12 protein-coding genes are annotated in these 19,183 nt (G+C 73.6%); 5 read left to right on the top strand and 7 right to left on the bottom strand.

The genetic code is table 11. The features are described from left to right. The first annotated feature begins 107 nt into the window (after positions 1-107). Complete coding sequence (locus tag ACFZDE_RS34075) at positions 108-1,982, top strand: LamG-like jellyroll fold domain-containing protein (RefSeq protein ID WP_391206796.1); 1,875 nt, start codon at positions 108-110, stop codon at positions 1,980-1,982. A 25-nt stretch (positions 1,983-2,007) separates the two neighbouring features. Here the strand turns inward: ACFZDE_RS34075 and ACFZDE_RS34070 are convergent, their stop codons facing one another. Beyond that, positions 2,008-4,005 (bottom strand): transglycosylase domain-containing protein, encoded by a 1,998-nt coding sequence (locus ACFZDE_RS34070; protein WP_391206793.1) that lies wholly within the window; start codon positions 4,003-4,005, stop codon positions 2,008-2,010. 369 nt (positions 4,006-4,374) lie between these two features. Between ACFZDE_RS34070 and ACFZDE_RS34065 the strand changes: the two genes are divergently transcribed. The 4 genes from ACFZDE_RS34065 (at position 4,375) to ACFZDE_RS34050 (ending at position 14,246) form a co-directional block, all read left to right on the top strand. Continuing rightward, positions 4,375-7,116, top strand: a complete 2,742-nt coding sequence (locus ACFZDE_RS34065) for an AAA family ATPase (protein ID WP_391206790.1) — start codon at positions 4,375-4,377, stop codon at positions 7,114-7,116. Positions 7,117-7,429: 313 nt separating this feature from the next. Further along, a complete protein-coding gene (locus ACFZDE_RS34060; RefSeq protein WP_391206787.1) occupies positions 7,430-9,985 on the top strand; it encodes a discoidin domain-containing protein in 2,556 nt (851 codons plus the stop codon). A 234-nt stretch (positions 9,986-10,219) separates the two neighbouring features. Next, complete coding sequence (locus ACFZDE_RS34055) at positions 10,220-13,699, top strand: DUF4132 domain-containing protein (protein WP_391206784.1); 3,480 nt, start codon at positions 10,220-10,222, stop codon at positions 13,697-13,699. 172 nt (positions 13,700-13,871) lie between these two features. After that, entirely contained in the window at positions 13,872-14,246 is a 375-nt protein-coding gene (locus ACFZDE_RS34050; protein ID WP_391206781.1) for a hypothetical protein, read from the top strand. A gap of 157 nt (positions 14,247-14,403) precedes the next feature. Here the strand turns inward: ACFZDE_RS34050 and ACFZDE_RS34045 are convergent, their stop codons facing one another. The 6 genes from ACFZDE_RS34045 to ACFZDE_RS34020 all read right to left on the bottom strand — a co-directional run bounded on the left by ACFZDE_RS34045 (position 14,404) and on the right by ACFZDE_RS34020 (position 19,182). Next, entirely contained in the window at positions 14,404-15,375 is a 972-nt protein-coding gene (locus ACFZDE_RS34045) for an XRE family transcriptional regulator (protein WP_391206778.1), read from the bottom strand. A gap of 127 nt (positions 15,376-15,502) precedes the next feature. Further along, on the bottom strand, positions 15,503-16,678 hold the full coding sequence (locus tag ACFZDE_RS34040) for an alpha-lytic protease prodomain-containing protein (protein ID WP_391207032.1): 1,176 nt from the start codon (positions 16,676-16,678) through the stop codon (positions 15,503-15,505). 225 nt (positions 16,679-16,903) lie between these two features. Then, positions 16,904-17,053: a hypothetical protein gene (locus tag ACFZDE_RS34035; protein ID WP_391206775.1), complete on the bottom strand. Its 150-nt coding sequence runs from the start codon at positions 17,051-17,053 to the stop codon at positions 16,904-16,906. Positions 17,054-17,076: 23 nt separating this feature from the next. After that, complete coding sequence (locus ACFZDE_RS34030; RefSeq protein WP_391005143.1) at positions 17,077-17,715, bottom strand: HAD family acid phosphatase; 639 nt, start codon at positions 17,713-17,715, stop codon at positions 17,077-17,079. A gap of 467 nt (positions 17,716-18,182) precedes the next feature. After that, a complete protein-coding gene (locus ACFZDE_RS34025) occupies positions 18,183-18,836 on the bottom strand; it encodes an ATP/GTP-binding protein (RefSeq protein ID WP_391206772.1) in 654 nt (217 codons plus the stop codon). Continuing rightward, complete coding sequence (locus tag ACFZDE_RS34020) at positions 18,823-19,182, bottom strand: DUF742 domain-containing protein (RefSeq protein ID WP_391005139.1); 360 nt, start codon at positions 19,180-19,182, stop codon at positions 18,823-18,825. The genes ACFZDE_RS34025 and ACFZDE_RS34020 overlap by 14 nt, the downstream gene beginning before the upstream one ends. Position 19,183: the final 1 nt, after the last annotated feature.

The raw sequence follows: 19,183 nt of genomic DNA, 5'->3' as shown, positions 1-19,183 counted from the left end.
CGTCGGGGCGGCAGCCGGGACGTCGTGCGGCGGCGGGGTGACAGGAACGCGCGCGCGAGACCGGGGGCCCTCCTCGACGAGCGACCACATTCCTCAGGAGAAACGACGTGCCCCAGTTCGGGTGCCGGCTCCCCCACACCGCCGGCGCTGCCACCCCGCCCCTCGCCCTCCCGCTGGACGGGCCGGTGCCCGACGACCGCGAGCTGGTGCGCGCGGCGCTCGTGCAGCCCGCCACCGACGACCCGCTCGCCCAGGAGAAGGCCGCCGGGGAACTGGCCGACCGCCACGACACCGCGGTGGGCGCCTACGCCGCCCGGTGCACCACCACCCCGGCCGCCGCCGAACTGCTGCGCACCTCCGCACAGCGCACGGCGGCCCAGACGTTCCTCCACGACGGCGACCTCGCATGGCGGCCCCACCTGCTGAACACGGTCCTGCACACCGCCGCCGCGTGGAGCGGGACCGACGCCCGCCGCCACCTCGTGCCCGGCCTCCTCACCTGGCTGGAAGGATCCCGCGGGGAGATACCCGCCCCGGTGCCGGCGGACCACGCCACGGGCGAGGTGCCGCTGCTCGTCGCGGCGTTCCGCGGGCTGCCCGGCCGGCTCCAGACCGTGCTCTGGCATGTCTTCGTCGAGGGCGAGGACCTCACCCTCGCCGCGCGCTGCACCGGCAGCTCCACCGCCGTCGTACGGCGGTGGAGCGAGACCGTGGAGGACGAGTTCCGCGCCGTGTACGGGCGGTTGTACGAGGAGTCCGTGTCACCCCCGTGCCGGCCCTACAGCCGTCTGGTGCTGACGACGGCCCGCACGGGCCTCGACCGCCCGGTGCGCGGCGGCGGCGAACTGGCGGGACATGTGCAGGGCTGCGAGGGCTGCGCACGGGCGTTCCGTGAGGTGTCGCGGCTCCACACGGGGCAGTGGGCGCCTTTGCTGGCCCAGGAACTGCTGCCCTGGGAGGGACGGCACTACCGGCAGGAGCGGGCGGGAGCGCGGCTGCTGCCCGAGGTGCGTGCCGTCGCCTCCGCGCACGAGCCCGCCCCGTGGCGCGGTGAGCGTCGCCTGTGGTGGGCCGCCGTGGCCGTCGCCGCGGTCCTGGCCGTGTCCGGGGCGGCTCTGATGACCGGCGGCGCCCCCGACCCGGCGCCCGAGACCCGTACGGCAAACGCGGTGCAGCACGGGGACAAGTGGAACCACTGGACCAGCTCCTCGCCCCCGCGGCCGGGCGGCCTCACCGACATCCCGGCCAGCGCCCCGCCGCCGAAGCCCGGGCCGGCCCGGTCCTCCGGCGCGGGCAAGCCGTCCCCGTCCCCCGAGCCCGCCCCGCCTGCCCGCCTCGGCCACGCGCAGGCCGCCCTGCGCTGGGACTTCCGCACCTGGGGGGCCCGCCCGAAGGACACCTCCTCCTTCGGCCGGCCGGGCGAGTACCACGGCTATGTCGACTGGCGGCCGGACCGGGAGGGCTCCGTCTTCTTCGACGGCAAGAGCCATGTCCAAACCACGCAGGCCGTGCTGGACACCTCCCGCAGCTTCACCGTCGCGCTCTGGGCACGGCCCCGACCCGGGGGCGGGGACTACACGCTCGCCGCACAGGACGGTGCGAACGTCAGCGGCTTCCTCCTGCGCTACAGCGCCGCCGACGACCGCTGGCACATGACCATGGGCGGCGCGGACTCCGCGGACGCGCCCCGGGACGACGCCCGCTCCTCGGCCCCGGCCGCCCCGGACGGGTGGCAGCACCTCACCGGGGTGTACGACGCCGGGAAGCGGCAGCTGCGGCTGTACGTCAACGGCACCCTCCAGGGCACCGCGAGCCACACCTCCGCATGGCGGGCGAACGGCCCCTTCACGGTGGGGCGCGGCCAGCGCGGCGGTACCGGGGCCGATCTGTTCCGGGGCTACCTGGACGACGTACGGGTCTTCCAGGACGCCCTCACGCCCTCGCGGATCACCGGCCTCGCCTCCGCCGCACACAACCACTGACCCGGCACGGCGGCGCCAGACGCCCTCACCGGGACATGGCCTCCATGTACGAGGTCCAGATCCGTCCCGGCAGCCGCTGTGCGCTCGCCGGCCCCGGGCCGCCGGTACCGGCGAGCGGCAGCAGCGCCTTTCCGGGCTCGGCGCGGAACAGCGTGACCGCCGTGGCCAGGTCGTCCCCGTAACCGGCGAACCAGGCGACCCGCTGCGTCTCCCGGCCACCCGTGGACATGCCGGCGTAGCGACCGCCCGGGCCCGTGGTGCTCCTGGCCGCGTCGCGCAGCACCGACGTCATCTGCCGAGCGACGAACTCCGCCATCGCCCGGCTGCCGCGCGGCCGGGAGAACCCCGCGATCCGTTCCCCCTTGCGCAGCACCTTGGTCACCGAGTACGGCTCGTGCCGCGTCCCGCCGTCGGCGAACGTCGCGTAGGCGGTGGCGACCCGGATGGCGCTGGGCGAGGACGTGCCGAGCGGGAACTCCTCGTTCAGCGGCGCCATGGTCGCGCGCAGCATCCCCGCGTCGACGGCCAGTCTCCGTACCTGTTTCAGGCCCGTGTCGGCGCCCAGCCGACGGAAGGTGAGATGGGCGGACGCGACCAGCGCGTCGCGCAGCGTCGGGACGTCTGAGGACAGTGACGGCACCGCTCCCCGGCCATCCGCGGCTCCCGGGACGCCGCCCAGGTGGAACCCGCCGGTGGCGTCGTAGTAGCTCTCGGGGAGGAAGCGCAAGACCCTCCCGCCGTCATGGGTGCGCACCCCGTACTGCATCGCGGCGGCCAGCACGAACGGCTTGAACACCCCTCCGGCCGGGACACCGGCCGTGTCGGCGTTGTTGCTGAACTGCTTCAGCGCGTCGGCACCGCCGTGGACCGCGAGGATCGCACCGTCACCCGGCCGCACGGACGCCGCCCCCACCTGCACATGCCGGTCCTTCGCGCGCCGGGAGGAACGGATGTCGCGCAGGGCGTCCTCGACGGAGCGCCCCAGCCGCCGCATCGCGTCCTTCTCGAACGTGGTGTGGATCTGGTAGCCGCCCCGGTCCAGCTCGGCGTCGGTGAGACCGGTCCGCTTCTTCACGTAACGCTTGGCGAGGTCGACCAGATAGCCGTTCTGGCCGCCCAGACTGGTGGCCAGGGTCTGTCTGCGGGGTGTGGGGAACTCGGTGTACCGCGCGCGTTCCGAGCGATCCATCATGCCCCGCTCGACCTCGCGGTCCAGGATCCACGCCCAGCGCTTCTCGGCCCGGTGCCGCTGCGCCTCGCCTCGGAAGGGGTCGAACTCGTTGCCGCCCTTGAGCAGCGCGGCGAGGAACGCGCCCTGGGAGGGGTTCAGCCTGCTGACGTCCACGCCGTAGTACGCGTACGACGCCGCCTGGATGCCGTAGGCTCCGCGCCCGAACCAGCTCGTGTTGAGGTACCCCTGGAGGATGTCGTCCTTGGACATGCGGCGGTCCAGCTTCAGGGCGATGGCGAGTTCCTGCACCTTTCTCGTCAGGGTCTGATCCTGGGTCAGGTACGTGTTCTTCACGTACTGCTGGGTGATGGTGGAACCGCCCTGGGTCTCCTGCCCCCGGACCATGTTGACGGCCGCGCGGGCCATGCCGCCGACCGAGACGCCGGAGTCGCTGTAGAAGTCGGCGTTCTCCGCGGCGAGCACCGCGTCGCGGACCGGGCCGGGTACCCGGGACAGGGGCACGTTGCGCCGGTGCACCGAGCCGACGCTGACCATGGAGCTGCCGTCGGCCCAGTAGTAGACGTTGGCCTCCTGCCGCACCTCGGCGTTCTGGTCGGGGACGTCGACGTAGAGGTACACGCCGACGCAGAGCGCCGCCATCACGGCCAGGCAGGCCGCCAGCGTCCCGGACACCAGCCGCCAGGACGGCAGCCAGCGGCGCGGGCCGGACCGGCCGTGACGCGGGTAGTCGATCCACCGCCGTCTCCCGCGGCGGCCGCCGCTCCCGATGCCGCGGGGCGGTCGGCCCGCGGACCTGTGCCTGGACCGGTACGGGCGTGACTGTGCGGTCAAAGCGGTCTGCTCCCTCGGTCGTTCTCACGGCCCCGTCGCGCGTCCCAAGGGCCTGCCGGAGAGGACGGACGGCGCACACCGGTTGTCGTCGGCGACAGCCGTGAAGGACGTCACGCAACGGCGGGCGCCCCCGCGGCGTCCGCACCTGCCGCCGGGCGGCAGACGGCGGCCGGGCCGTACGAGGCAAGGGATCCGGCTCCCGCCCTGACCGCCCGGCGCGACCGGGAGCCGCGGGACAGGGCGCGGCGCCCCGGGGGATCGCTCACCGCAGGTGAGCAGTCGGCGCGGGGCACGGCGGCGACACGGGGTTGCTCCGTTCAGCGGGCACCGGCATGCGGGCCCGGCAGGGCATGCGTACCATCCACGCTCATGGCGGCGCAGTCAGGGATCGTGGGGCGTGGCGACGAACTGAGGTTCCTGCTCGGCACCGCCGAACGGGCCCGCCGCCGGGAGGCGCAGGTCGTCTTCCTCTCCGGGCCCGCCGGCATCGGCAAGACCGCGCTCACCGAGGCCTTCTGCCGCGAGCTGCCGGACTTCCGGATCCTGAGCGTGGCGGGCGTGCCGACCGAACGCCTCATCAAGTACGCGGCCGTCAACCGGATGATCCAGAACGCGCGCGGTGGACTGCCCCTGGCGCAGCGCCGCGTGAACCTGGTCCCGGAGACCGCCAGTGTCATGGCCGCGGGCGGTGCGCTCATCGACGTACTCGACGACTTCCGGGGGGACGCTCCCGCGGCGCTGGTGATCGAGGACGCCCACTGGGCCGACGCGAGCTCGCTCCAGGCGATCGCCTTCGCGGTGCTGCGCATGACCCACGACGACCTCCTCTGCCTGGTCGTCACCGAGCAGGTCCGCCGCACCAAGAGCGACATGGGGTTCACCGGAAGCGTCAGGGGCGTCTCCCAGCTCGATCTCGGGGGGCTTTCCGCGCAGGGTGTCCGGGAGTACCTGGCCGCGCGGGGACTCCCGGCCGTGCCCGAGTCCCAGCTGCTGCGCATCAGCCGGTGGAGCGACGGCAACCCGCTGTACCTCACGGCGCTGCTCGCCGCGCCGGAGGGGGGCTCGCTGCCCGACCGGCCCTCGCCGGCCGAGGTGCCGCCGTCGCTGGCGGAGGCGGTGCGGGAATGGTCCCGTTCCTTCCCTCCGGCCGGACGGCTGCTGCTCGACGTGCTGGCCGTGCTCGACATCCCCGCGACCGTCCCGCTGCTGCAGCGGATGACGGGCGACGAGGACGTCCTCGGGCACATCGACGACCTGGTGGCGGCGGGCGCCGTCACCTGGCGCGAAGAGGCCGGGGAGCCGAGCCTGCACCTCATCCACTCCGGCCAGCGCGACGCGCTGTACTCCTCGCTGCCCCTGCCCGAGCGCAGGCGCCTGCACCGGACGGCCGCCGAGCACGTCGACCCGCCGCGGCGCTGGCGCCACCGGGTCGCCGCCCTCTCCTCCTACGACGCGGAACTCGCGGCCGAGCTGGACCGGGCCGCGCAGCGTGAGGCGGCCGGGGGAGACCTGTCACTCGCCGCCCAGTACCTCCTGGCGGTGTCGGCCGTCTCCCCCGACCCGGACACCCGCGACGCCACCCTGCTCCAGGCCGTGCGGCTGCTCGTCGTCAGCGGACAGTACGCCGCCGCCCTGGCGTACGCCTCCCGCGTCGAAGCCCACCCGCCGTCACCGCGCAGGCAGGAAGCCCTCGGTTTCCTGGAGTACGCCCGGGGACGCGACGTCAGCGCGGCCGAGCACCTGCGCCAGGCCTGGGAGGGTTTCGACGGCGCCGACGAGGAGGCCGCCGCCCGCGCCGCCGGAGACCTGGCGACCCTGCAACGCTCCCTCGGCCTGGGCGAGCAGTCGGCCCGCTTCGCCCGCTACGCACTGGCCCGGACCTCCGACCCGGTGGTCATCGGCGAGGCCCGCGCCAACCTCGCCTACGGCGCCGCCCTGTCGCACGGCCCGGCGGAAGGGCTGCGGATGCTGACCCATCTGCGGCCCAACCCGGCGGACGTCGCACCGGCGGACCTGGACGCGCTCGTGTGCCGGGGCACGCTGCGCGGACTGTCCGGGCAACTGGTCCAAGCCCTGTCGGACCTGCGCGCGATGGCCCGCACGAGCGCCCCGGGGCTCACCCGGCGCACCGACTTCGCCGCCCGGGTGCACGCCGCCTCGTGTCACCTCCAGCTGGGGGAGTGGGAGGAGGCCCGGCGCACCGTGTCGCTGGCGTTCGACGAGGCACAGGTCTCGGGACGCGACGTGGACTTCGCGGTGCTGCACGCCGCGAGTGCCACCCAGCACGCGTGCGCGGGACGCTGGGAGGAGATGGCGGCGGACCTGAACGCGGCCCAGGAGATCGCCCGCACCACGGACTTCTCCGCACCTGGTTTCCATGTGCTGCAGGCCGGGGCCATCGCCGCGTTCGTGCGGCAGGACTGGCCGGAGGTGATGACACGGCTGCGGCGGGCGCGGGAGGACTCCGCCAACGCGGGCCGGGTCCGCCTCTACGGGACGTGGTTCCTGCCCCTCCTGGGCGTCGCCGCCGCCCGCGCCGGGCAACTGCCGTCGGCCGAGGAGGCGTTGACGGCGCTGGAGGAGATCGAACCGACGGGTGCCATGTTGGTCGTCGCGCGGCTGTGGCTGCGGGGCGCCGTCCTGCACGCCCGGGGCGAGACGCGGGAGGCGGTCCGGGCCTACCGCGACGGCCTCACCGAACCGCCCGCCGGAGGTGAGCCGGTGCTGCACCGCAACCTGCTGCGCTGCGACCTGGGGCGCGCGCTCATCGAGCTGGGCGCGACGGAGGAGGCCCAGTCGCATCTGGCGGACGCGGAGCGGGCGTTCCGCGGGCTCCAGGCCCGGCCCTGGCTCGAGCAGTGCCTCGCCCTGCGGGACGAAGGCGCCGGACCGGGCCGGGCGGCGCAGGCGGAGAGGTTCTGGAGCGAGCTGACCGACCGGGAGAAGGACACGGCCCGGCTGGTGGCACGCGGCTGGACGAACCGGGAGATCGCGGGGGAGCTGTACCTCAGCACCAAGACGGTGGAGTACTACCTGGGCCGGATGTACGCCAAGGGGGAGCTGCGCAATCGGCGGCAACTGCGCGACCTGGTCCAGGCGTTGACCGCGTGACCGGGGTGACCGGGGTGACCGGGGTGACCGGGTGACCGCGTGACCGGGTAGCCGCCGGGGTGTGGCAATCGGTCACCGTGCCTGAGCAATTGTCGTGACCGCGCCACGTCCGGCGAGGGGGAGGCGCGGGGCGGCGGAAGCCCGCGGGTGGCCGTCTGCCTGTGCCGCAGGCCCCGGCGGTCGCCGGCACCGTCGCCGGGCAGGTCAATCCCCTGTTCGCCCGGGCCCTCGTCCGCTCTGGACAGCACCTCACCGGGACTGAATGCTCGCGTCGGCCCGAACCGGGCCGCACCCCGTGCTTCAGGAGGTTGCCTTGCCGTCCGGACGATTACGCGACTCGACGCGAAGACTCCACCGCTCCCACTGGCTCGTCGTCTTCGCCCTCGGTTCCCTGCTGGTGGGCCTGACACCGATGCTCGGCGTGGCGGAGCCGGCCGCCGCCGGGCACGCACCGGGGCACCTGGACGTGCCCTTCGGTCAGAGGACGGCGATGTCCTCCCCGCACCACCCCGTCGTCCCGGCGAACGCCAAGGAGGCGGCGGCACCCGTGCTGGACCGGGACGGCTGGACGGCCACGGCGAGCAGCGAGGAGACCGCCCGCGAGAACGGCCGCGCCGCCAACGTCCTCGACGGCGACGCCCGCACCATCTGGCACACCCGGTGGAGCGGCACCGCCACGCCCCCGCCGCACACCCTCACCGTCGACATGCACCGCACGGCGGTGGTGTCCGGGCTCGTCTACCGGCCCCGCGCCGACAACCCCAACGGGCGCGTCGGCGAGTACAGCATCAGCGTCAGCGAGGACGGGCAGGACTGGGCTGACCCGGTCGGCACCGGCACCCTCGCCGACGACAGCAGCGCCAAAACCCTGAGCTTCGCCCCGCAGGGAGCCCGCTACGTCCGGCTCACCGTGCTCGGCGAGGCGGGCGAACGCGGGCCCTGGGCCGCCGCCGCCGAGATCGACCTGCTGGGCGACCCCGGCGCCCCGTCCGCCACCGTCGACCTGTCCCGCACCGGCTGGACGGCCACGGCGAGCAGCGAGGAGAGCGCCGGTGAGGACGGCCGTGCCGGCAACGTCCTCGACGGTGACGCCGGCACCTTCTGGCACAGCAGATGGAGCGGCGGCACCCCCGCGCCCCTGCCGCACAGCATCACCGTCGACATGCATCGCACGTCCGCTGTCTCGGCGCTGAGCTACGAACCCCGGCCGGGCAAGGCCAACGGCCGCGCCGGCGCCTACACGGTCACCACCAGCACCGACGGGACCACCTTCGGGGAGCCGGTCGCCCGGGGCACCTGGCGCGACGACGACACCGTCAAGACCGCCACCTTCACCCGGGCCGCGCGGGCCCGTTACGTACGTCTGACCGTCACCTCGGAGGCCGGCGGGCGCGGTCCGTGGGCGGCGGCGGGGGAGATCCGCCTGAGCGGCCCGGCCGACCCGTCCGCGCACGGCTCCTGGGGCCGGCTCATCGGCTTCCCGCTGGTGCCGGTGGCCACCGCCGTCCTGCCGGGCGGCAAGATGCTCGCCTGGTCCGCCTACGCCACCGACCGCTTCGGCGGCAGCAACGGCTACACGCAGACGGCCGTTCTGGACCTGAAGACCAACCAGGTCACCCAGCGCCGTATCGACAACACCGGCCACGACATGTTCTGTCCCGGCATCGCGATGCTCGCCGACGGCCGGGTGCTGGTCACCGGCGGCAGCAACGCGGACAAGGCCAGCATCTACGACCCGGCGACCGACACGTGGTCGAAGACGTCGGAGATGAACATCGCCCGCGGCTACCAGGCGATGACCCTGCTCTCCACGGGAGACGCGTTCGTGCTGGGCGGATCCTGGAGCGGCGGCCGGGGCGGCAAGGACGGCGAGGTGTGGTCGCCGGACACCGGCAAGTGGCGCAAGCTGCCCGGTGTTCCCGTAGGCCCCACGATGACCGACGACCCGGACTCGCCCTACCGCGCCGACAACCACATGTGGCTGCACGCCCTGCCCGGCGGCAAGGTGCTCCACCTGGGCCCGAGCAGGAAGATGCACTGGATCACGACCACCGGCGACGGCAGCCTCACCGACGCCGGCACCCGCGCCGACAGCGGCGACGCGATGAACGGCAACGCGGTGCCCTACGACATCGGCAAACTGCTCACCCTGGGCGGCGGGCCCGCCTACGAGAGGAAGTCCGCGACCCGCCGCGCCTACACGGTGACCGCCTCCGGCGACCGGGCCGGGGCCGCCCGCACCGGGGACATGGACCACGCGCGCGCCTTCAGCAACAGTGTCGTCCTGCCCGACGGCAAGGTCGCCGTGTTCGGCGGGCAGTCCATGCCGGTGCCCTTCAGCGACGCGACCTCGGCCATGACACCGGAGCTGTGGGACCCGGCCACCGGGAAGTTCACCCCGCTGGCCACCATGTCCGTCCCGCGCAACTACCACAGCGTCGCCAACCTGCTGCCGGACGGGCGGGTCTTCTCCGGTGGCGGCGGACTCTGCGCCGACCAGGGCTGCGCCACCAACCACCCCGACGGGTCCGTCTTCACACCGCCCTACCTGCTCGACGCGGACGGATCGCTCAAGCCGCGTCCGTCGATCACCGGCGGGGTGCCTCCCCGGGCCGCGCTCGGCACGGCGCTCACCGTGCGGACGGACAAGGAGGTGAAGTCCTTCGTCCTCATGCGGGCGGCGGCGGCCACCCACTCCACCGACAACGACCAGCGGCGCGTCCCGCTGACCTCCACCCGGACGGCCACCGGCACCTACCGGGTGTCCCTCCCCGAGGACCCGGGCGTGGCCCTGCCCGGCACGTACATGCTGTTCGCCCTCGACGCGGCGGGCGTGCCCAGCACGGCGAAGTTCATGACCGTCTCCTGACGGAACGTCAGACATGTGGCCCGCACCGGGGGATGGCGGGTGCGGGCCACCCGAACGCGCACCAGGGGTGAGCACTTGCGCACCCCGTCCGACCAGCCGCTTCGCCGTCATGACGGGGTGTTGCGCCCCTCCTGGGCGTGCCTTCCGCTCGCCGGGGCGCTCCACCGCCCGGACGCTGACAGTTCCTCCGGTTACGGTCCTGGGCAACATCGACCGCGGCGGCATGGAGGAACGGTGCGGCACTGGCAGCACGACGGGGACGACGGTGCGCGGCACGGGGGCCGTGCGGACGAGGACGCCTTCGCCCTCCCGGCGGCCTGGCGCCGGCAGGTGCACCCGCGCAGGGGCGGTGTCCGCCGCCCGCCCGCGGCCCCCGGCCAGGCAGTGCACGCGCGGGCCGTGGAGCTGCTGCACGACCGTGAGCACTGGACCCCGGCGACCTTCAGCGAACGGACCGACCCCGCGCTGGTCGGCGCCGCGCTGGCCCATCTGGAGCGGGTGCCCGACCCGTACGGCGCCGCCGTCATCGGCACCATGGCGACCACCGTCGACATCGACCGCAGGGCCGTCGTCGACGCCTGGGTCGCCCTGTACGGCCTGCCGTTCGCGGCCTGCGCGGTCCTGGACCTGCTGCGGCTGCGGGTGGACTGGGTGCACGAGAAGGACCCGCGGCTGGACCGCCTGGCCCGCAGCCTGTGGAACCGTTCGATGGCGCTGTTCCGGGGCGCCCACTCCCCTCCCGAGTGCGGGGAACTCAGGGAGCGGGGGAACGTCGTCTCCGGCATGACCGGACCGATCCATCCGTCGGTCGGGGCCGTCACCGACTCCCCGCCGCCGCTCCAGCACGGACGCCGGGAGGCGCTCGACCGGGTCCGTGAACTCCTCGCGGACTGCGACGAGGAGACCTACCGGGAGACCCTCGCCCGGCTGGCCGGGCGCCGCGACGGCTTCACCCGCAAGGTCGCGGCCGCCTACCTCGCCCCGACCGAGACCGACTGGGTCGCCGACTGCTTCGCCGACACCGCCGGTGTGGCCGAGGCCCGGGGCGGCCTGCGCGCGCTGCTGCGCTGCCTGCCCCGCACCGCCGACCAGATCGCGGCGTTGACCGAGCACGACCGTGAACCGGCGACCCCGGCGGAGTGCGCGACGGTCGCCGAGGGCGCGGGCACGGCCGTCGAGGAGCTGATCCTGCACGGCCTCTCGCTCTGGAAGGGCTTCCGGCACGACAAGCCCACCCAGCTGCGCCGCGCGCTGCTCGAGATCCCCACCGACCGGGCGTTCTCCTGGTTCCTGGAGCGCGTCGGCGACAAGGACATACGGCCGTACACCGTCCAGGCCATCGAGCGCTACCCGGTACGGGCCCTGCGCCTGCTGGCCCGCGCGGCGGCCGCCGACGGCCCGGACTGCGCCGCCCACACCCTGCTCGTCTCCCACATCGGCAGCCACCCGGACCTGGCCGGCGAACACCTTCCCGCGCTGGGTGCCCGGGCCGCCGCGACCGTACGGGAGATCCTCGGCGCCTGCGCCCGGCTGCCCGACGCCACCGACCTGCCGCAGCTGCTCGTCGACCCGCCATGGAACAGGCCGCGCAAGGCCGTACGGCCGCGCGCGGTCCCCGGCCTCGTCCCCGACGCGCGACCGCGGGAGGCATGGCTGCCCGGGGAGCGCGCGGAATGGGCGGCCACCCCCAGCCCGTACGTGCCCTGGCCGTGGCCGGATTCCATGCAGTATGACGAGGGGCTGCTGCACGCGGGCATGCTGTCCAACGAGGTGCACCGGGCGGGCTGGTACATGGAGCTCCCCGAGGAGCGGATCCTGCCGCTGCTCAACGACTGGGCGCCGGAGTACTTCCACGGGCACGAGGTCCTCAGGCCGTTCCTGGCCAGGTTCGGCCTGGACGTCCACCCCTTCCTCGTCCGGCTGGCCACCCGCGAACCGCAGATCACCGGGCCGCTGCTGATGCCGTTCGTCAGCCTGGACATCGCCCGGCTGACGGCCGACTGGCTGGTGCGGCTCAAGGCGTCTGCCACCGCGGCACGCGCCTGGCTCGACCGGAACGGGCCCGAGGCCGCGCGGCTGCTCGTCCCCGACGCGGTCGGCAAGGCGGGACCCGCGCGGCGTGCCACCGAGGCCGCGCTCAAGCACATCGCGGCCCGCCACGGAGACGCGGTGGTGCGTGAGGCCGCCGCCGGGTACGGGGCGCAGGCCGCGGCAGCCGTCGGCCAACTGCTGGACACCGCCGATCCGTTGCTGGACGCGCTGCCCCGCACCATGCCCAGGCTGCCGGACTGGGCCGATCCCGGGCTGCTGCCGCAGATCGAGGTCCGCGGCGCAGGCGCGCTGCCCGTCGAGGCGACCCGGCACGTCGTGACCATGTGCGCCCTGTCGAAGCCGGGCCTGCCCTACCCGGGTCTGGACGCGGTCGAGGAGGCCTGTGTCCCCGCCTCCCTCGCCGAGTTCGCGTGGAGCCTGTTCCAGCGCTGGCGGCAGGCGCACATGCCCGCCAAGGACAGCTGGGCGCTGTCGGTGCTGGGCCGGCTCGGCGACGACGAGACCGTACGGCGGCTCACCCCCGTCATCCGTGCCTGGCCGGGCGAATCGGCGCACCGCCGCGCCGTGGACGGCCTGGACGTCCTGGCCGAGATCGGCACGGACGTGGCCCTGACGCACCTGCACGCCATCGCCCAGCGGGTGAGGTTCACCGGCCTCAAGCAGCGGGCCGAGGAGAAGATCGGGGAGGTGGCCGGGGAACTGGGGCTGACCCGGGACCAGCTCGCCGACCGGCTCGTGCCCGACCTCGGTCTCGGGCCCGACGGCACCACCGTCATCGACTACGGGCCGCGCCGCTTCACCGTCGGCTTCGACGAGGCCCTGCGCCCGTACGTCCTGGACGGGGACGGCACCCGCCGCGACGACCTGCCCAGGCCCGCCGCCGCGGACGACACCGGCCTGGCGAGCGCCGAGCACAAACGGTTCAGCACTCTGAAGAAGGACGTGCGGACCGTCGCCGCCGACCGGATCAAGCGGCTGGAGACGGCCATGGTGCGCGGCGGCACCTGGACAGCGGCCGAGCTCCATGACCTGTTCGCGCGCCATCCGCTGATGCGGCACCTGGCCCGCCGCCTGGTGTGGCTGAGTGCGCACGCCTCGGGCGAGGTGACCTTCCGGGTCGCCGGGGACGGGACGTTCGCCGACCGGCACGGCGACGCGTTCGACCTGCCGGAGGAGGCGAGCGTGCGCGTCCCGCACCCGATGCATCTGACCGGCGAGGCGCTGACGGCGTGGCAGGAGGTCCTCGCCGGGCACGGGATCGTCCAGCCCTTCCCCCAACTCGGCCGCCCGGTCCTCGCGTTCACCCCCGAGGAGGCCGAGGCGTGGCAGCTCACGCGGTTCGCCGGGCGGAAGGTCGTCGTCGGCGCCCTGCTGGGCCTGTCCGGGCGCGGCTGGCGGCGCATGGGCATCATGGACGCCGGTGGCTTCGAAGGTGTCTGCAAGGAGCTCGCCCCCGGCCGGTTCGTGATGGCGTGCCCCGTGGACGGCCTCAACATCAATGACGTCGCCTACGCGGCCACGGTCGAACTGGCCGGGGTCTGGATCAACAGCCACGAGGACGGCTTCGTCCGGGAGGGCGACGTCCGCTTCGGCGACGTCGACCCGCTCATCGCCTCGGAACTGCTTCTCGACCTCACGTTCCTCACCCAGGACGCGGACTGACCGACCGGACCGTCCCCCGGACCGTCGCCCGGACCGTCCCAGGAGGAGTTATCGCCCTTTATGCGGTTATAGGGACTTTCCCTAACGGGTTCAGGGCCTCGGCACGGCAGGGTGGAGGACGAACGCCCATGTCACAAGCCCTGCCGACCGTGGAAGGAAGCGAGGCCGGCCCGTGATCACACATCTTCGGTTCGAAAGCAGCCCCCAGGCGGCGCGCTCCGCTCGTCACGCCCTGTCCGAGTACCTCAGCAGCCATGGTGCGCTGTGCGGCCCCGACGGGGAGAGGAGCGAACCCTCCGAGAACGCCCTGCTCGCGGTCTCCGAGCTGGTGACACATGTATGCCGCTCCCCGCACGCCTCGTACCGGCTGGGCATGCTCCTCGAACCGGGGCGGCTCCATCTCGAAGTGGCCGGGCACCAAGACGGTGCCGGCTCTTCGGGACCCCGCGCGAAAGTCGGGTTCGGGCCCATCGGGGGCCTGGCCGGTGACTGGTACATGGCGACCAGCAGCCAGGGCACGACGATCCGCGTGACGCTTCCGCTCTGAGGGCGCCGGGCGCCGGGGATCCGGCCCGCCGGGCCCCTCGGTCCCTGGCCCGCGTCCTTCGCCTTTGCGCAGATGAGAGGCTCGCGCGTCAGAGGAGCAGGGACTGAAGGGACCGGACCTCCGATATAGGTGCCCGGTAAGGAAGGGTTCCGGAGCCTCAGCCGCCCGCCTCGCCGGGGCCCGGCCACCGCCACGAGACGCCGTATATCCCGGCCGGGCAGCGGCCCGGCGCGCAGTGCACGCTGTGCGAGACGTCCGGCGACAGCCGGTGGTGGTACGCGGGCCGCGCCGAGCTGTGCTCGCGGTAGTAGCGATGGCAGGCCACTGGCAGGGCCGCCGGGTGGAAGTACACCTGGAGCAGATAGTCCCGCAGCCGGGTCCGGGTGCGCCGCTCGTAGTGGTCGTCCGTCCCGTCGCCCGGCTCGACCCGCACCGTGTAGTCGACGACGGCGGTCTCGTTGCGGGCGAGGACCCGTCCGAACCGCAGCTCCGCGACGGCCGTGCTGAGCTCCGGCAGGATCCGCAAGGGCCCCGGCAGCCCGCAGCGCACGTGCGCCCGCGCCCCGCGCAGCCCGCTGTCGAAGGTGTGCACGGCGGTCAGGCGGTCGGCGCCGTCGCCGGTGGCCCGCACCAGCTGCTGGATGGACAGGGAGGAGATCCGCCGCCGCGCGTCGAGGGTGATCACCTCCCGGATGCCGAGCGTGCGCAGGGCCTCGTTGAGCCGGTCGAAACCGGCGCCCAGAGCCCGTTCCTCCAGGGAGTCCTCGCCGAGCACCCGGTGCGTGGCCGAGAGGTCGTGTCCCGGGGCGGTCATCCGCCCGCGCGGCCGGTAGGGCCGCAGCAGGGAACGCAGCGCGCCGGGCGGCAACGCGAGGATGAGCTCCAGCGCGTCCACCGCGCGCAGCGAGTCGGCGCGCTCCGGCTCGCTCCTGCCCCGCTGCCAGTAACTGAGGGTCGTCAGACTGATACGGATCCCCTGGGCGGCGAGCCGGTGCCGCACCCGCTCCAGGGACAGTCCGCTGCGCCGGACGGCCTGCTGGAGCGCCTCGGCGAAGGACGGCGCGGCCGGCGGCGGGGCACCGCCGGGATCGGGCCACGCGGACCGTGCCGCGGGATCGGCCTGCTGCAAGGGCGTTCTCCCGGTGTCGGCGGGCATCGGACGACCGGCACCAGGGCCGGTACGGCAAGGGCCGCCCACCGTAACCGGTGGACGGCCCCGCGCCAGGTGTCTCAGATCAACTGCTCACTGGCGTGATTCATGTGTTGAGGGTGAGGCCGTAGTGGGCCAGCGCGTCGTCCAGCGGCTGGAAGTACGACGAACCCGGCGCGTTCACACCGCCGTCGCACGACTGGCTGGACGGCCCGCCCGAGGTCATGCCCTGGGCCTGGGTGCCGGAGATGTAGGCGCCGCCGCTGTCGCCGCCCTCGGTGCACACCGAGGAGCTGCCCAGACCGGTGACGACCGTCTCGGGGCCGCCGTTGGGGTCGGTGTAGGTGACGGACACGTCGTAGGACTCGACCTTGCCGCAGGTCCACTGCGTGGTGCGGCCCGACTTGCAGATGTCGGCGCCCACGGGTGCCCGCTCGCTGCCCTCGACGGCGATCTTCCCGGCGTGGCCCCAGGTGCCGACCTCGGTGGCTATGGAGCTCCCCTCGTCGAGGGTGGCGACGCCCATGTCCACGCTGTCGGACCCGAGGGCGAACCGGGTGTCCGTGCCCTGGGCGAAGCGCTGCCCCTCGTACTCCAGCACGGGCAGGTTCTCGATGCAGTGGCCGGCGGTGACCATGACCTGCTTGCCGGAGGAGTCCCGGGCGCCGTAGCCCACGGAGCACAGGAAGCCGTCGAAGGTCATCTCGTCGCCCGGGGTGACGACGGCCTGGGTGCTCAGCTCCGGGGCGTCCCGCACCACGCGGACGGCGTCACCGTGGGACCGCGCGGCCTCGATGAAGGCCTCGGCCGGGGCCCCGGCGGCGTCGTGCACCGTGACGACGACCTGGTCCAAGGCGAGGTCCACCGACCAGGAGGTGACACCCTCGGGTGTCTTCTTCAGCGCCAGGCCGTCCAGTTCGGTCTTGACGCGTTCCAGCGCGGCTCTGCCGTGCTCGGCCGAACGCGCCGTCAGACCGGCCTTCTCGATGCGCTGTTGGGCCTTCGCGTCGGCCGCGTTCACCACGAGCCGGCCCGACGCGTCGAAGAAGGCCCCGTCGGTCTTCGCGCCCTGCCGCTGGAGTCCGGCCAGTGCGTCCTGCTGCTCCGCCTGCCGGTCCAGCCGGCCGGCCGCCGCGTCCTCGCTCACACCGAGCGAGGCGGCCAGGGCCTTGAGCATGGCCCGGTCGTAACCGGTCGCGGAGTCCTGGGCCGCCTGGGCGGTGGGGAGGGCGGTGAGGGACAGCAGGGTCCCCGCGGCCGCCGCCACGAGAGCGTTCCGGATGAATGCCAAGGTCGTTCCTTCCGATGGCGGAACGCACGGCGGGCAAGGTGGGGGGTTGCGCGTCCGTCCGGCGAGGACGGGCTGTGGGGAGCCGTGCGCCCGGCGGCGTGGTGGGGGTGATCGGCCGCGGTTCGAAACTTTGACGCATTCATGCCCATGCGATCAAGGGAGCCGACGGGCCCGGAATTCCACAGAGTTGCGCCGCCGTGTTGAACCGGCGGCACGTCAAGTCGGCTCCGGGGCTCGGGAGTTGGGCCGGGCCTTCGCCGGCGCCGCGACGCCGGTCGCGCCGAGGGCACGGTGGTGGACACGTACGTCGTCGATGCCGCCGTGGAAGTGGTCCGCCGGCTCGCCCTGCCACAGCCCGCGGCCCACGGTGAACGCTTACCGGCCCGGCCTCACAGGAGCCGCCCGTTGTAGTCCGGGAGCTTGAAGGCGCGTTCGGCGTGACCGCCGGCGAGGTCGCCCGGGGTGTTCCCAATGTTGGCGATGATCGTGTACCCCTTCGCCTCGATCTCCGCCCGCTTCCCGGTCTTGTACTCGGTCACCGCGAAGAGGTCGAGGAGCCCGGTGAGGTAGAGCCCGTCGACGGGGTAGCCCGCCTTCTTCAGGTTCCATTCCGTGAGGTCCTCCACGAAGCCGGGCCGGGCGGTGACGAAGAAGACGTCCACGCCCCGGGAGTCCGCGTGCCGGACCAGGTCCCGCACGGCGGCGACAGCGGGCGTGGGCTGCTTCCACAGGGGGTGGAACTGCGTCTCCAGCGCGGTGTTGTCGATGTCGAGGACGATCGCCTGCTTCTCGGTCCCGGCCTCGGCGCTGCGGGCCTCGATCCAGGGGCGCGCCTCGGCGACGACGGCCGCGACGTCCCGCTTCCAGGTGCCGTAGTCGACGCCGAAGGCGGAGGAGTCCTTGGTGAGGGTGGGCGCGGGGGCCGGGGCCGTCTGCGCGGCGGTGGCCGCCGTGGCCGGGACGGCGGTGAGGGCGAGGGTGGCGGTGAGGACCGCGGCTCGGCGGGCGGTGGTGGCACGGACATCCATGGGGGGTCTCCCGGAGAGGTGGAAGCTGCCGACGGGGCGGTGATGCCGCCCTGATGATGGAGCGCCCGGCGGCACGTGTGCTACCGGCCGGTAGCGTCCGTACGCCGCACCGGCCGCCGCCCACGGGCCCCTCCGCCGTGGCACCGGACGACGGCCCGGACACGTCACCCCGTGGTCACCGCGCCCGCGCGGCGGGAACCCGTCACCCGCCGGGCACCGCCCCCGCGGGCCGCAGCACCCCTCGAACTGCTCACCCGGGGTGAGCGTTTCCCAACTCCCTTTCCAAACCGCCCCGTTGGGGAGGCAGACGGCAGCAGCGCGGGGCGCGGTGGACCGCCCCGGGCTACATTGACTGGCCCGAGTGGACCCCGCATCTCGCGCACGACCGGCAAAGGGAGAGCCTGCCGCTGGTGTCCGCGTCCATCCGAGATGTGGAGTGGCGTCGGACGTGATCGGACACCTGACTGTCACGGAGTACGGCCAGTCCTGACCGCTGCGTCCGCGGCGGGTTGTGCCGGTGCCTGTTCTCGTGCTTCCGCCCGTGCCGTGCCGATCAGCAGGTCGATGAGCGCGATGAGCACGTCCCGGCACGATCCGCGATCCCGGGCGTCGCACAGCAGGACGGGCACCTCCTCCGGCACGGCGAGGGACTCCCGTACGGCCGCGACCGGGTAGGGATGATCCCCGTGGAACCCGTTGACGGCGACGACGAAGGGAATGCCGCGGTGCTCGAAGAAGTCGATCGCCGCGAAACTGGAACGCGGCCGGCGCACGTCGACCAGCACGACGGCACCCAGCGCGCCGAGTGCCAGGTCGTTCCACATGAACCAGAAGCGCTGCTGTCCCGGTGTGCCGAAGAGATACAGCACGAGGTCGTCGGACACGGTGATGCGCCCGAAGTCCAGTGCCACGGTGGTGGCACGTTTCTCCTCGATGCCGGTCAGGTCGTCGACCTCCAGGCTCGCCGCGCTCAGCGCTTCCTCGGTGCGCAGGGGAGCGATCTCGCTCACCGAGCCGACCAGGGTGGTCTTGCCCACGCCGAAGCCCCCGGCGATGAGGATCTTGACCGCGTCGGGGCACGGCCGCCCGGTCACCGGAGCAGTTGTCTCAGAGCCGGTCAAGGCCTTCCCTCACTTTCTGCAGCAGTTGAAGACTGGGGTTCGCGCGGGTGACGGGGTGCGGCGGGTGCACGCTGATGCGGCCCGCTTCCAGCAGGTCGCTGAGCAGGATGACGGTCACGCTCACCGGCAGGTCCAGCCGGGCCGCGAGCTCCACGACCGCGACCGGGGAGACGCACAGGCGGAGGATCCGCCCGTACTCGGGCTGCGGCCGTACCGCCCCGGCCGGCTGCGGAGCGACCGCCGTCACCGTCGTGATCAGCGTGAACTCGCCGCGGCCGGGCCGGGTCCGGCCACCGGTCAGGGTGAACGGGCGTACGAGCCGGCCCTCCTTGTCGTCTGTGCCCACT

The sequence above is a fragment of the Streptomyces sp. NPDC007929 genome (genome assembly GCF_042959065.1).
Taxonomy (GTDB): Bacteria; Actinomycetota; Actinomycetes; order Streptomycetales; family Streptomycetaceae; genus Streptomyces.
The sequence above is the reverse complement of the archived record's forward strand: the minus strand, read 5'-3'. Positions and strand labels throughout refer to the sequence as shown.